The 13,179-nt window shown below is 70.5% G+C and carries 14 protein-coding genes and 1 pseudogene; all 15 read left to right on the top strand.

The genetic code is table 11. The annotated features are described in order from the left end of the window. Positions 1–196: 196 nt before the first annotated feature. Complete coding sequence (gene dop, locus BS80_RS32170) at positions 197–1,708, top strand: depupylase/deamidase Dop (RefSeq protein WP_035804787.1); 1,512 nt, start codon at positions 197–199, stop codon at positions 1,706–1,708. A 220-nt stretch (positions 1,709–1,928) separates the two neighbouring features. Continuing rightward, the gene (locus BS80_RS32165; RefSeq protein WP_035806492.1) at positions 1,929–2,147 is read left to right on the top strand and encodes a ubiquitin-like protein Pup; all 219 of its coding nucleotides are present in this window, start codon (positions 1,929–1,931) and stop codon (positions 2,145–2,147) included. A 3-nt stretch (positions 2,148–2,150) separates the two neighbouring features. Continuing rightward, positions 2,151–2,627: pseudogene (locus BS80_RS39985) on the top strand (endonuclease domain-containing protein); the annotation flags it as partial. Positions 2,628–2,695: 68 nt separating this feature from the next. Beyond that, entirely contained in the window at positions 2,696–3,538 is an 843-nt protein-coding gene (prcB, locus tag BS80_RS32155; protein WP_035804785.1) for a proteasome subunit beta, read from the top strand. Between the two features lie 48 nt (positions 3,539–3,586). Further along, positions 3,587–4,372, top strand: a complete 786-nt coding sequence (gene prcA, locus BS80_RS32150; RefSeq protein ID WP_051967487.1) for a proteasome subunit alpha — start codon at positions 3,587–3,589, stop codon at positions 4,370–4,372. A 170-nt stretch (positions 4,373–4,542) separates the two neighbouring features. Continuing rightward, positions 4,543–5,904, top strand: coding sequence for a Pup--protein ligase (gene pafA / locus BS80_RS32145; RefSeq protein WP_035804783.1), 1,362 nt, complete (start codon positions 4,543–4,545; stop codon positions 5,902–5,904). Positions 5,905–6,069: 165 nt separating this feature from the next. Next, complete coding sequence (locus BS80_RS32140) at positions 6,070–7,053, top strand: FKBP-type peptidyl-prolyl cis-trans isomerase (RefSeq protein WP_035804781.1); 984 nt, start codon at positions 6,070–6,072, stop codon at positions 7,051–7,053. A 133-nt stretch (positions 7,054–7,186) separates the two neighbouring features. Beyond that, positions 7,187–8,503, top strand: coding sequence for an FKBP-type peptidyl-prolyl cis-trans isomerase (locus tag BS80_RS32135; RefSeq protein ID WP_051967485.1), 1,317 nt, complete (start codon positions 7,187–7,189; stop codon positions 8,501–8,503). A 180-nt stretch (positions 8,504–8,683) separates the two neighbouring features. Beyond that, positions 8,684–9,058, top strand: coding sequence for an FKBP-type peptidyl-prolyl cis-trans isomerase (locus tag BS80_RS32130; protein ID WP_269676241.1), 375 nt, complete (start codon positions 8,684–8,686; stop codon positions 9,056–9,058). 164 nt (positions 9,059–9,222) lie between these two features. Continuing rightward, a complete protein-coding gene (locus tag BS80_RS32125) occupies positions 9,223–10,218 on the top strand; it encodes a helix-turn-helix transcriptional regulator (RefSeq protein ID WP_035804779.1) in 996 nt (331 codons plus the stop codon). Positions 10,219–10,244: 26 nt separating this feature from the next. Beyond that, a complete protein-coding gene (locus tag BS80_RS32120) occupies positions 10,245–11,171 on the top strand; it encodes a helix-turn-helix transcriptional regulator (protein WP_198045713.1) in 927 nt (308 codons plus the stop codon). A gap of 1 nt (position 11,172) precedes the next feature. Beyond that, positions 11,173–11,406, top strand: a complete 234-nt coding sequence (locus tag BS80_RS32115) for a hypothetical protein (RefSeq protein ID WP_035804776.1) — start codon at positions 11,173–11,175, stop codon at positions 11,404–11,406. A gap of 35 nt (positions 11,407–11,441) precedes the next feature. Then, positions 11,442–11,615, top strand: coding sequence for a hypothetical protein (locus tag BS80_RS41320; protein WP_157536726.1), 174 nt, complete (start codon positions 11,442–11,444; stop codon positions 11,613–11,615). A gap of 188 nt (positions 11,616–11,803) precedes the next feature. Continuing rightward, on the top strand, positions 11,804–12,073 hold the full coding sequence (gene tatA, locus BS80_RS32110) for a Sec-independent protein translocase subunit TatA (protein WP_035804774.1): 270 nt from the start codon (positions 11,804–11,806) through the stop codon (positions 12,071–12,073). A gap of 71 nt (positions 12,074–12,144) precedes the next feature. Beyond that, positions 12,145–13,098, top strand: coding sequence for a twin-arginine translocase subunit TatC (gene tatC / locus BS80_RS32105; RefSeq protein ID WP_035804772.1), 954 nt, complete (start codon positions 12,145–12,147; stop codon positions 13,096–13,098). Positions 13,099–13,179: the final 81 nt, after the last annotated feature.

The raw sequence follows: 13,179 nt of genomic DNA, 5'->3' as shown, positions 1-13,179 counted from the left end.
CGACACCCCGTCCGGCCGTCGGCCTCCGGGCCCACGGCCGGACGGGGTGTCTGCGGCACCCGGAGCCCCGGGCCGTCGGTGCAGCGCTCCAGGCACCACCCGCCGGCCCGGACCGCACGGTCCGCCGCTGGCGGCGCACCACAGGGACGTCGGTGTCCCGCCCGCTCGGGGCGGGGCGACGGGCAAGGAGGGCCGCATGACCGTAAGGCGCGTGATGGGCATCGAGACCGAGTACGGGATCTCCGTACCCGGACACCCCAACGCCAACGCCATGCTCACCTCGTCCCAGATCGTCAACGCCTACGCGGCGGCGATGCACCGGGCGCGCCGCGCCCGCTGGGACTTCGAGGAGGAGAACCCGCTGCGGGACGCCCGGGGTTTCGACCTCGCCCGCGAGGTGGCGGATTCCAGCCAGCTGACCGACGAGGACATCGGCCTGGCCAACATCATCCTCACCAACGGCGCCCGCTTCTACGTGGACCACGCGCACCCCGAGTACAGCTCGCCGGAGATCACCAACCCGCGCGACGCGGTGCTCTGGGACAAGGCCGGTGAGCGGGTCATGGCCGAGGCCGCCGCCCGCGCCCTGGAACTGCCCAACGGGCAGACCATCCACCTGTACAAGAACAACACCGACAACAAGGGCGCCTCCTACGGCACCCACGAGAACTACCTGATGCAGCGGGCGACCCCGTTCGCCGACATCGTCCGCCACCTCACCCCGTTCTTCGTCTCCCGCCAGGTGGTCACCGGCGCCGGCCGGGTGGGCCTGGGCCAGGACGGCTCGGCCAACGGCTTCCAGCTCAGCCAGCGGGCCGACTACTTCGAGGTCGAGGTCGGCCTGGAGACCACCCTCAAGCGGCCCATCATCAACACCCGGGACGAGCCGCACGCGGACGCCGAGAAGTACCGCCGACTGCACGTGATCATCGGCGACGCCAACCTCTCGGAGATCTCCACCTACCTCAAGCTCGGCACCACCTCGCTGGTCCTGGCGATGATCGAGGCCGGCTTCATCGCCGTCGACCTCGCGGTCGACCAGCCCGTGCGCACCCTGCACCGGGTCTCCCACGACCCCTCGCTGCAGCACCTGATCCAGCTGCGCAGCGGCCGCAAGCTGACCGCCGTGCAGCTCCAGATGGAGTACTGCGAGCTGGCCCGCAAGTACGTCGAGGACCGCTACGGCCACGACGCCGACGAGCAGACCGTCGACGTGCTGGCCCGCTGGGAGGACGTGCTGGGCCGCCTGGAGCGCGACCCGATGAGCCTGTCCAAGCAGCTCGACTGGGTCGCCAAGAAGGAGCTGCTGGAGGGCTACCGGCAGCGCGACGGCCTGGACTGGGACCACCCCCGGCTGCACCTGGTCGACCTCCAGTACAGCGACGTACGGCCCGAGAAGGGCCTCTACAACCGCCTCGTGGCACGCGGCCGCTTCGACCGGCTGGTGACCGAGGAGGAGGTGCTGCGCGCCGTCCACAAGCCCCCGGAGGACACCCGGGCGTACTTCCGCGGCCGCTGCCTGGAGCAGTACGCGGAGCACGTCGCGGCCGCGTCCTGGGACTCGGTCATCTTCGACCTGCCGGGCCGCGACTCCCTCCAACGGGTACCGACCCTGGAGCCACTGCGCGGCACCCGCAACCACGTCAAGGAGCTCCTCGACCGCTGCCGCACCGCCGAGGACCTGGTCCGGGTGCTCTCCGGCGACTGAACTCCGGTCGGTGAGAACGCGATCACCACGGGTGAACGCGCCCTCGGAGGGGAATCATCCAGGTGACGTCCCGGCGTTGAACAGAGTGGACCTGAAGGTGGACGCGGCACACGCCGCCGAGACCACGCAAACGGGCAGCGCCAGTCGCACCCGGTGTATAGGGTCTGAGCAGCAAGCTTGGACCAACCGTGCCAGACGAAATTCGAGCGGGGTGAGGGACATGGCGACCAAGGACACCGGCGGCGGCCAGCAGCGGGCGAACCGCTCCTCCGAGGAGGTCGAGGAGCAGGCTGCGGAAACGCAGAACTCCGAGGAACTCAAGGAACGCCAGGAAAAGCTGAGCGACGACGTGGACGCGGTATTGGACGAAATCGACGAAGTCTTGGAGTCGAACGCCGAGGATTTTGTTCGCGGATTTGTTCAAAAGGGCGGGCAATAAAGAATGTCCAAAATGCATTTTGAGGCGCACTGCTCGAGATGCAAGAAGACATTGCCGGCGGCTGAATTCGCAAAGAATCGGTCGAGGTGGAACGGGCTGCAGGCGACGTGTCGCGCCTGCAGCGCCGCCTATTACGACCGGCGACAGCTGGCCAAGGGTAAGGTCGTGCGTCCTCGTACAGAGGTGCCGGAGGGCTACAAGCGGTGCCCCGATTGCGAAGAGGTCAAACCGCACAGCGAATGGGACAAGAACACCCGCCAGCCCAGTGGCCTTGCGCCCTATTGCAAGCCTTGCCGGTCCGTGCGCAATCGCGAGAGCTATTTCCGGCGCACCTACGGCATGACCGAAGCCGACCTCCAAGCCATGCTCGCGTCCCAGCACCAGCTCTGCGTGATCTGTCTGGCGAAGCGGGCAGAACATGTGGATCACGACCACGAAACGGGTAGGGTCCGTGGCATCCTCTGCTTCGCGTGCAACGCGGCACTCGGGCAGATGAGGGACAGTCCCGACGCGCTCCGGCGGGCTGCCGACTATCTGGAAGGAATCGTGTGGAAGCCAACACTCGTGGCACCGGGCGTCTACCGGATGCCTTCCTCACCGCGGGATCCTCGTCGTTCATCGAGTTCCTGGCGGCGTATTCGCCGGAGCTGCTCCCCGGACGCCGTGCCCTCCCCGAGGGACTGACCATCGAAGCGCCGCACGGCACCACGATCGTCGCCGCCGTGTTCGACGGCGGCGTGGTGATCGCGGGCGACCGTCGGGCCACCATGGGCAACGTGATCGCCCAGCGTGACATCGAGAAGGTCTTCCCGGCCGACGAGTACAGCGCGGTCGGCATCGCCGGCACCGCCGGCCTCGCCGTCGAGATGGTCCGGCTCTTCCAGCTGGAGCTGGAGCACTACGAGAAGATCGAGGGCGCGGTCCTCTCGCTGGAGGGCAAGGCCAACCGCCTCACCACCATGATCCGGGGGAACCTGGGCATGGCGATGCAGGGGCTGGCCGTGGTGCCGCTCTTCGCCGGCTACGACCTGGACCTCGGGCGCGGCCGGATCTTCAGCTACGACGTCACCGGCGGCCGGTCCGAGGAGCGCGGCTTCACGGCCACCGGCTCCGGCTCGGTCTTCGCCCGCGGGTCGCTGAAGAAGCTCTACCGCGAGGACCTGACGGCCGATCAGGCCGCCACCCTGGTCGTCCAGGCGCTCTACGACGCCGCTGACGACGACTCGGCGACCGGCGGGCCGGACCTGGCGCGCAAGATCTTCCCGATCGTCTCGCTGATCACCGAGGACGGCTTCCGCAGGCTGTCCGACGACGAGGTGTCCACGATCGCGCAGTCGATCGTCGAGCACCGCAAGAGCCGTCCGAACGGTCCGCAGGCCCCCCTGCTGTAGTCCGCCAGCCTCCTACCCCACCCACCTGACAGAAGGGGACGACCGCCGGTGTCCACACCGTTCTACGTCTCGCCTCAGCAGGCCATGGCGGACCGCGCGGAGTACGCCCGCAAGGGCATCGCGCGCGGTCGCAGCGTGGTCGTGCTCACCTACGCCGACGGCATCGTCTTCGTCGCCGAGAACACCTCCCGGGCGCTGCACAAGGTGTCCGAGATCTACGACAAGATCGCCTTCGCCGCGGTCGGCCGCTACAACGAGTTCGAGAACCTCCGGATCGGCGGCGTGCGCTACGCCGATCTGCGCGGTTACTCCTACGACCGGGCCGATGTGACGGCCCGTGGGCTGGCCAACGTCTACGCCCAGACCCTGGGCACCATCTTCTCCTCGGTGGGCGAGAAGCCCTACGAGGTGGAGCTGATCGTCGCCGAGGTGGGCAAGGCCACCGAGGACGACCAGATCTACCGGCTGACCCCGGACGGGTCCGTGGTGGACGAGCAGAACACCGTCGTGGTCGGCGGCAACGCGGATTCGATCGGGACCTACCTGGAGCAGCGCCACACGCCCGGCCTGAGCCTGGCGGAGGCGCTCAAGGTGGCCGTCGAGTCGCTCGCCCGCGACCCCAACGGCGGCTCGCCGCGGACCCTGACGCCGGAGCAGCTGGAGGTGGCCGTGCTGGACCGCCACCGGCCCCAGCAGCGCAAGTTCAAGCGGATCCTGGGCGGCCAGCTGGCCCGGCTGCTGAGCGGCGACGAGTCGGCGGCCGCCGAGGACGGCGGCGAGGACGCCCCCGCCGCCGCGACCCCGAAGGACGCCCCCGGGGACGCCGCCGAGTAGCGCGGCGGCCTTCCGAGCCCGTGGGGTGCGGCGCGATCGGCGCCGCGCCCCACGGGCGCGCGCATTTCCGGGCCGTCCTCGGCGGGCCGTGATCCGGGCCGGAATAACCGTGCTCCGATTGGCGCAGCCGAAACGGTTTCAGAACGTCGCCAGAAGCGTAAAGTCCCACCATGGATCGCCGAATTTTCGGGCTGGAGAACGAGTACGGCGTCACGTGTACGTTCCGGGGACAACGGCGTCTGTCTCCGGACGAGGTGGCCAGGTACCTCTTCCGCCGCGTAGTTTCCTGGGGACGAAGCAGCAATGTCTTCCTGCGCAATGGCGCACGGCTTTACCTCGATGTCGGTTCGCACCCCGAGTACGCCACTCCGGAGTGCGACGACGTCACCGAGCTGGTGACGCACGACAAGGCGGGCGAGCGCATCCTCGAAGGTCTCCTGGTGGACGCCGAGCGGCGGCTGCACGAGGAGGGCATCGCAGGCGACGTCTACCTCTTCAAGAACAACACCGACTCGGCCGGCAACTCCTACGGCTGCCACGAGAACTATCTGGTGGCCCGGCACGGGGAGTTCTCCCGGCTGGCCGACGTGCTGATCCCGTTCCTGGTGACCCGCCAGCTGATCTGCGGTGCCGGCAAGGTGCTGCAGACCCCGCGCGGTGCGGTCTACTGCGTGAGCCAGCGGGCGGAGCACATCTGGGAGGGCGTCAGCTCGGCGACCACCCGCTCCCGTCCGATCATCAACACCCGCGACGAGCCGCACGCGGACGCCGAGCGCTACCGGCGGCTGCACGTGATCGTGGGTGACTCCAACATGTCGGAGACCACCACCCTGCTCAAGGTCGGCGCCACCGACCTGGTGCTGCGGCTGATCGAGGCCGGCGTGGTGATGCGGGACCTGACGCTGGAGAACCCGATCCGGGCGATCCGCGAGGTCAGTCATGACCTCACCGGCCGCCACCAGGTCCGGCTGGCCAACGGCCGGGAGGCCAGCGCGCTGGAGATCCAGGAGGAGTACTACGGCAAGGCGCTGGAGTTCGCCGACCGCAAGGGTCTGAACACCGGCACGGTGGGCCGGGTGCTGGAGCTGTGGGGCCGCACGCTGGAGGCGGTGCGCACCGAGGACCTCGCCAAGGTCGGCAACGAGATCGACTGGATCATGAAGTACCAGCTGATCGAGCGCTACCGCGAGAAGCACCAGATGAGCATGTCGAACCCCCGGGTCGCCCAGATCGACCTGGCCTACCACGACATCCACCGCCGTCGCGGGCTCTTCTACCTGCTGCAGAACAAGGGCCAGGCCCAGCGGGTCACCACCGACCTGAAGACCTTCGAGGCCAAGTCCGTCCCGCCGCAGACCACCCGCGCCCGGCTGCGCGGGGACTTCATCCGCAAGGCGCAGGAGCAGCGCCGCGACTTCACGGTGGACTGGGTGCACCTCAAGCTCAACGACCAGGCGCAGCGCACCGTGCTCTGCAAGGACCCGTTCCGTTCGGTGGACGAGCGGGTGGAGAAGCTGATCGCGGGCATGTAGCCCGTCGTCGGTCCCGTGCGGCCGGAGGGCGGGGCGGGAAGGTGATCCGATCGTGTGGTTGATCACCTCCCCGCCCCGCCTTCCGGCCTGCGGAGGGTGCGGGTTCTAGGGTGGGTCGAGTTCGCTGGCCGTATGGACCGGACTTGACCGACAGTGAGGAACACCGTGCGACGGATTGCCGGGCTGCTCGCAGCCCTGCCATTGCTGGCGCTCGTGGCGTGCAGCAGCAGCACACCCGTGAAGAGCGGCCCGTCCGCGGCGCCGAGCAGTTCGGCCCCGGCCGTGCCGAGCCCGGTGGGGTCGGCCTCGCCGATGCCCACGGTGACCGGGGACTTCGGCAAGAAGGCGACGATCACCCTCCCGGCGGGGCAGCCGAGCGGCCAGTTCGTTGTCAGCACGCTGAGCGAGGGCGACGGCGCCGGGGTCAACAAGGGCGACTGGGTGACGGTCAACTACACGGCGAAGAACTGGACGACCGGCAAGGACGTGCCGAGCTCCTACGACGCCGGCTCCAAGCCGCAGCTCTACCAGGCGGGCAGCGGGCAGCTGGTGCCGGCCTTCGACCAGAGCGTGGTGGGCAAGAAGGTCGGCAGCCGGGTGCTGGTGGTGGCCCCGCCGGCCGCGGGCTTCGGCAGCACCGGGAACAGCGCGCTGAGCGTGGGCGGCCAGGACACCGTGGTCTTCGTGCTGGACATCATGGAGGACGTGCCGCAGGACTCCGCGGTGACCGGGACGATGACGCAGGCGCCGCCCACCTCCCCGCAGGTGAAGGACAACGGCAAGGCCGCCCCGACGATCACCATCCCCAAGGACCAGCCGGCGCCGACCGACCTGCAGAGCTTCGCGCTGATCAAGGGCGACGGCAAACCGGTGCAGGCCGGGCAGACGCTGGTGGTGCAGTACACCGGGGTGCTGTGGAGCAACGGCCAGCAGTTCGACTCGTCCTGGAGCCACGGCGGGGCGCAGGCCCTGCAGGTGGGCACCGGCAGTGTGATCCAGGGCTGGGACAAGGGGCTGGTCGGCCAGCCGGTGGGCAGCCGGATGCTGCTGGTGATTCCGCCCGCGCTCGGCTACGGCGACAAGGCGCAGTCCTCGATCCCGGCCAACTCCACGCTGGTGTTTGTGATCGACATCCTGGAAGCTGTGTAGTCGATCGGTAGCGGTGGGGCAGGCCCTTCTCACATGTCATGTACAGACGATGAGAGCCTGCCCTCATGCTGAGCTGACATACTGCTGCCGATTCGCACAGCGGCGAGCGATCTGATGGCGAGGATGGGGAGTCATGGCTGAGAATGCGTCGGGCCCGGGCGAGGCCGACACCGCGAGCGGCGCGGTCGCCGACCCGGCGGCCCCGAGGCCCGGGGGCCCGCTGCCGGGCGACGGCGAGTCCATCGTGATTCCGCCGTCGATTCTCAAGCAGCAGGCGGGCTGGGCTCAGCCGGGCCAGGCCGCGCCGGCCGCCTCCGGCACGCCCAAGGACGACGAACCGCAGGTGTTCGCCTCCACGGTGCGCAAGGAGCAGCAGTCCGAGGCGGACTACGATAAGGCGCCCGGCGTGGGCCGGCTCGGCGCGGTGCTGGCCAGCGTGCTGGCCGTGCTGCTGATCGGCAGCGGCGTCGCGCTGTACGAGATCAACAAGCCGGACAACAGCAGCTCGTCCTCGGCCGCGGACAGTGCCACCGCCACGCCCAGCGCGCCGGCCTCGCCGAGCGCGCCGGCCGTCCCGCCGATCAAGACGGACGCCAAGGTGCTGCCGACGGTCACCGGCGACGTCGGCAAGAAGGCGACCATCACGCTGCCCACGGGCGGTTCCCCGGACGGGAACTTCGTGGTCAAGCCGCTGGTCGAGGGCGACGGCGCCAAGGCCGACAAGGGCTCCTGGGTCACCGCGGACTTCACCCTGAAGGACTGGAACACCGGCAAGGACATCTCCGGTTCCTACGACCAGGGCCAGCCGCAGATCTTCCAGGCCGGCACGGGTCAGCTGATCCCGGCGCTGGACGCCAGCGTGGTGGGCGCCAAGGCCGGCAGCCGGCTGCTCGTCGTGGCGCCCCCGGCGGCGGCCTTCGGCAGCCAGGGCAACCCCAGCCTGGGCCTGGGCGCCACCGACACCCTGGTGATGGTGATCGACGTCGACCGCGTCAACGCCCCCGGCGCCCGGGTGAGCGGTGACGTCACCGCGCCGCCGGCCGACTTCCCGCAGGTCAAGGAGAACCCCGGCAAGCCGGACACGATCACCCCGCCGGCCGGCGTCACCGACCCGACGGCGCTGAAGACCGCGGTGCTGATCCAGGGCAAGGGCCCGAAGGTCGCCAGCGGCGAGAAGGTCGTCGTGCAGTACACCGGCGCGCTGCTCAAGGACGGCAAGGAGTTCGACTCCTCGATCGGCAAGACGGCGTTCAGCTTCGTCACCGGTGGCGGCAACGTCATCGCGGGCTGGGACCAGGGTGTCGTCGGCCAGAACGTCGGCAGCCGGATCGAGCTGGTGATCCCGGCCTCGCTCGCCTACAAGGACCAGGCGCAGAGCGGCATTCCGGCCAACTCCTCGCTGGTCTTCGTGATCGACATCCTCGATGCCGGTGTCGGTTCGGCCAACTGACAGCGACCATAATGGGGTGACCGGCGGCGGGGCGACCCGCGGCCGGGCCTGAAGTGCATGGGCGGCGGACGCCCGTACGGTGGTTCCCCAGGGAGCCGCGGTACGGCGGTCCGCCGCCGTGCTGTGTGCTGTGGAGCATTGACGAAGGCCGCCACGGGCGGCTGATGAGAAGAGGCAGTTGTGAGCGAGTTGACGAAGCCGGAGATCGACTTCCCGGGTGGCGAGCCGCCGGTGGAGCTGCAGATCCGCGACATCACGGTGGGCGACGGCGCCGAGGCCAAGGCCGGGCAGACGGTCAAGGTCCACTACGTCGGTGTCGCGTTCAGCACCGGCGAGGAGTTCGACGCCAGCTGGAACCGCGGTCAGGCCTTCCAGTTCCCGCTCGGCGGCGGCCGGGTCATCAAGGGCTGGGACGAGGGTGTCGTCGGCATGAAGGTCGGTGGCCGGCGCGAGCTGATCATCCCGGCCAACAAGGCCTACGGCAACCAGTCGCCGACCCCGGCGATCAAGGCGGGCGAGACCCTGATCTTCGTGGTCGACCTGCTGGGCGTCTGACAGCAGCCGCACCCGACGGCCGCACCCCGCTCGCGGGGTGCGGCCGTCGTCGTCCGGTCCCGGCTTTCGCCGCAGGTCCCGCTACCGGTACGGTCGGGTCGCCGGGTTCACGAATGGCCCGGCGGCGCAGCCCGCGCGCTGCGCGGCACACCGGAAGGGTCACGATGGCGATCGCCAAGGCAGAGCGGCTGATGAACCTCGCCCTGTGCCTGATGAACACCAAACGCCCGCTCTCCAAGCGAGAGCTTCGGGAGTCCATCGAGGCCTACCGGGAGGCCTGGCAGCACGGCAGCGAGGACGCCTTCAACCGGATGTTCGAGCGGGACAAGGACGACCTGCGCGAGCTGGGCCTGGTCATCGACGTCGACGAGAACACCTCGGACGGCGAGATCGGCTACCTGGCCCGCGCCGACCGCAACCGGCTGCCGGAGATCGCGCTGGACGCCGAGGAGGCGGCCGCGCTGAGCCTGGCCGCCAAGGTCTGGCACCAGGCCCGCCTCTCGGGCGCCGCCAGCGGCGCGCTGCAGAAGCTGCGCGCGGCGGGGGTGCCGTTCACCGAGGACGGCTCCGACGGCCGCACCGCGCTGGAGCCGCGGATCCCGGCCCGCGAGGCCGCGTTCGAGCCGCTGCTGCTGGCCGCCCGCGACCGGCGGCCCGTCAGTTTCGAGTACCGCAAGTCCGGAGCCTCGGCCGTCGAGGCGCGCTCGGTCGAGCCGTGGGCGCTGGAGTGCTGGCGCGGCCACTGGTACCTGGCCGGCTGGGACCGTGACCGCTCGGCGGTGCGGGTCTTCCGGCTGAGCCGCATCACCGGCAAGGTCCGCTCGCGGGCGGGCGCGTTCGTCGCGCCGATCCCCGAGCATGTGGACGTCCGGGCCTACGTCGCCACCTTCGCCGGCGAGGGCGCCACCGCCACGGCCACCGTCCGGGTGCGCCGCGGTGCCGGGTTCCCGCTGCGCACCAAGGCGTTGGCGACCCGTCAGATCGACCCGCAGTGGGACGAGTTGGAGATCCCGTACGGTCACGGGCTCGGCGCCGACCTCGCCGAGTTCGGTCCGGACCTGGTCGTCCTGGAGCCTGACGAGCTGCGGGCCGACGTCATCGACCGGCTGCGCGCCGTGGCCGGCCTCGCAGCCCAAGCGCCTGAAGGAGCCACCCGGTGAGCAACGCCATCGACCAGACCCGCCGGATGCTCTCGCTGGTCACCTACCTGCGCGAGCGCCCCGGCGCCGAGGTCGCCGAGGTGGCCCGGGCGTTCGGGATCACCGAGCGCGAGCTGATCGCGGACCTGAACGTGCTGCCGATGTGCGGCACCAGCTTCCGCGGCGGCGACCTGCTGGACATCGACACCGACGGCGAGCGGATCTGGTGGCACAACGTCGACGACGTCGCCCAGCCGCTGCGGCTGGCCGCCGACGAGGCGACCGCGCTGCTGGTGGCCGCCCGCGCGGTGGCCGGCCTGCCGGGCCTGCGCGCGCGTGACCGCGAGGCGCTCACCCGCGCCGTCGCCAAGATCGAGAACGCGGCGGGGGAGAGCGCGGAGGGCAGCGCCCGGGTCGGGGTCACCTTCGAGGCCGAGGGCCAGGTCTTCGCCGACATCGACCGCGCGCTCTCCGAGGGCCGGCTGATCTGGCTGCGCTACTACTCGCACGGGCGCGGCGGCATGACCGAGCGCGAGGTGGACCCGATCCGCCTGGTGACCGAGGGCCACACCTACCTGGAGGGCTGGTGCCGGACCTCCGAGGACCGCCGGCTCTTCCGGCTGGACCGGGTCGCCGAGCTCAAGCTGCTGGACGAGCCCGCCCGCCCGCCGCGCCTGGAGCCCCGCGACCTCTCGCAGGGCCTGGTCAACCCGGGCGCGGACGACCCCGAGGTGGTCGTCGAGGTCGGCCCCGCCGGGCGCTGGGTGGCCGAGTACTACACTCACGACCTGGCCGAGGAGCTGCCCGACGGCGGCCTGCGGATCACCCTGCGCAGCTCCGACCCGTCGGGCCTGCGCACGCTGGCGCTGCGGCTGGGCCGGGACGGGCGGATCGTTTCGCCGGCCCCGCTCGCGGACGAGGCCCGGGAGGCGGCGCTGGCGGCGCTGGCCGGGTACCAGGGCGGGACGCACTGAGGTGACGGAAGAGGACACCAGGTTCAAGGTCTACTGCTCGCAGTGCCGGGAGAAGGTCGAGCTGGCCGCCTCGGAGTTCCGGCTGGCGCTGGGGCGCACCAAGGAGCGGACCTTTTACAGTTTCAGCTGCCCGGCCTGCGGTGCGGCGGTGCGCAAGCCCGCCGGTGAGAAGATCGTCGAGGCGCTGACCGGCGCCGGGGTGCGCACCATGCGGCTCGTCCCGGTCGAGGGCTAGGCCGTCGACAGCGTCTAGAACAGTGGAGGTCGTTCGTGCCGTGGATCCTGATGGCGGCCGTGGGACTCGGTACCGCGGGACTGCTGGTGCTGGGGGTGCTCTCGATGCGCCTGTGGCTGGATGTGCGGGTGCTCTCCCGCGAGGTGGACACCGCGTCCCGCACCCTCGCCGAGGCCTGTGGGGAACTGAGCGCGACCGTCCGGGGCTGATTCCTCGAACAGTTCGGATCGCGCGCGCCCAAACTTCACCTGCTCGTGAGGGTTGGGGGGCTCCTGGGCCCGCCACGCGCGGGTTAGGCTCTCTCCTGGCCCGCCGTATCCGCGGGCCGCACCCGTCCCGTCCGCCCGCGGACCGATCCGGCTCCGGATCGCCGCTCTCGCCAGGAAGGTCGTAGCCCATGGGCAGGATCGTGGAGTTCCTCCTGATCGCCGCGATGGTGACCGTACTCTTCGGCGCGAAACGGCTGCCCCAGCTGGCCCGGTCGCTGGGCCAGTCCCTGCGCATCCTGAAGAGCGAGACCCAGGCGCTGAAGGACGAGGGCACCGAGCGGACGACGGCCAAGGCCCCCCGGGCCGCGGCCGAGACGGTCAGGACGATCCAGGCCGCACCCGGTGACGCCTCCACCGCGCGGCCGGTCACCGAGCAGAAGCCGGCCCGCCCGCACTGACGCGGTCGGACCGGCCCTGGCACCGCGGCCCGCCGCCCGGCGGAGCGCGACGCACGAGTTGAGGACCGGGGTTGAGCAAGTCTTCCAAACCGCCCAAGGACCCCGACGGACGGATGTCCCTCGGGGATCACCTCCGCGAGCTGCGGAACCGACTGGTCAAGTCGGTGCTGGCGATCGTGGCCTGCACGATCGTCGCGGCGTTCTTCAGCAAGGAGCTGCTGCACCTGCTGATGGAGCCGCTGCCGGCCTGCACCCCGGCGCAGCTGGCCGACCCCCACTTCCACGGCCACTGCGCCCAGGTCGCGGTCATCGGCGTCACGGCGCCCTTCGCGCTCACCCTGAAGGTCTGCATCACGGCGGGCCTGGTGGGCGCGGTGCCGATCTGGCTCTACCAGCTCTGGGCCTTCATCTCGCCCGGTCTGCACAAGAACGAGCGTCGGTACTCGATGGGGTTCCTGGCCGCCGGCACGCCGCTCTTCCTCGGCGGTGCGGCCTGCGCCTACCTGCTGATGCCGACCACGATCCGGGTGCTGGGCTCGTTCACCCCGATCGGGGCGCAGCAGATCCTGCCCGTCGACGGCTATCTGAACATCGCGACCAGGATGGTCCTGGTGTTCGGCGCGGCCTTCGAGTTCCCGCTGATCCTGGTGATGCTGAACTTCACCGGGGCGCTCTCCGGCAAGCGGATGCTGGGCTGGTGGCGGGGCATGGTGATGGCCATCACGGTCTTCGCGGCCTTCGCCACGCCGAGCGCCGACCCGGTGAGCATGCTGGCGCTGGCGGCGCCGATCTGGGTGCTCTTCTTCGTCGCGGTGGCGATCGCGCTGCTCAACGACCGGCGCAGGCGGCGCCGCAACCCGGACGCGGGCCTCGGTGACGAGGAGGCCTCGCACCTGGACCTGAGCGTGGAGGGTGTCGGCGGGGTGCAGGGCGTCGAGGCGTCCGGACCGGTCGGCGCCTCGGCCGCTCCGCTGGCCTCGGTGCCGTCCGCGCGCGCCGAGACGGTGGACGACGACATCACCTGAGCCGTGCAGCACGGGCCCCGGCCCGCTTCTCCCGCAGGGGAGGAGCGGGCCGGGGCTTTTTGCCGTCCCGGGGGGTCGTCT

Source organism: Kitasatospora mediocidica KCTC 9733 (genome assembly GCF_000744225.1).
Classification (GTDB): domain Bacteria; phylum Actinomycetota; class Actinomycetes; order Streptomycetales; family Streptomycetaceae; genus Kitasatospora; species Kitasatospora mediocidica.
Note: the sequence above shows the minus strand (reverse complement) of the source record. Positions and strands in the feature narration are given on the sequence as shown.

Excerpts from the sequence above, each read along its gene's own strand:
- tatA (WP_035804774.1), top strand. The coding sequence starts at position 11,804 with ATGGGCAGGATCGTGGAGTTCCTCCTGATCGCCGCGATGGTGACCGTA.
- BS80_RS32135 (WP_051967485.1), top strand. The coding sequence starts at position 7,187 with ATGGCTGAGAATGCGTCGGGCCCGGGCGAGGCCGACACCGCGAGCGGC.
- BS80_RS32165 (WP_035806492.1), top strand. The coding sequence starts at position 1,929 with ATGGCGACCAAGGACACCGGCGGCGGCCAGCAGCGGGCGAACCGCTCC.
- dop (WP_035804787.1), top strand. The coding sequence starts at position 197 with ATGACCGTAAGGCGCGTGATGGGCATCGAGACCGAGTACGGGATCTCC.
- BS80_RS32120 (WP_198045713.1), top strand. The coding sequence starts at position 10,245 with ATGCTCTCGCTGGTCACCTACCTGCGCGAGCGCCCCGGCGCCGAGGTC.
- BS80_RS32125 (WP_035804779.1), top strand. The coding sequence starts at position 9,223 with ATGGCGATCGCCAAGGCAGAGCGGCTGATGAACCTCGCCCTGTGCCTG.
- pafA (WP_035804783.1), top strand. The coding sequence starts at position 4,543 with ATGGATCGCCGAATTTTCGGGCTGGAGAACGAGTACGGCGTCACGTGT.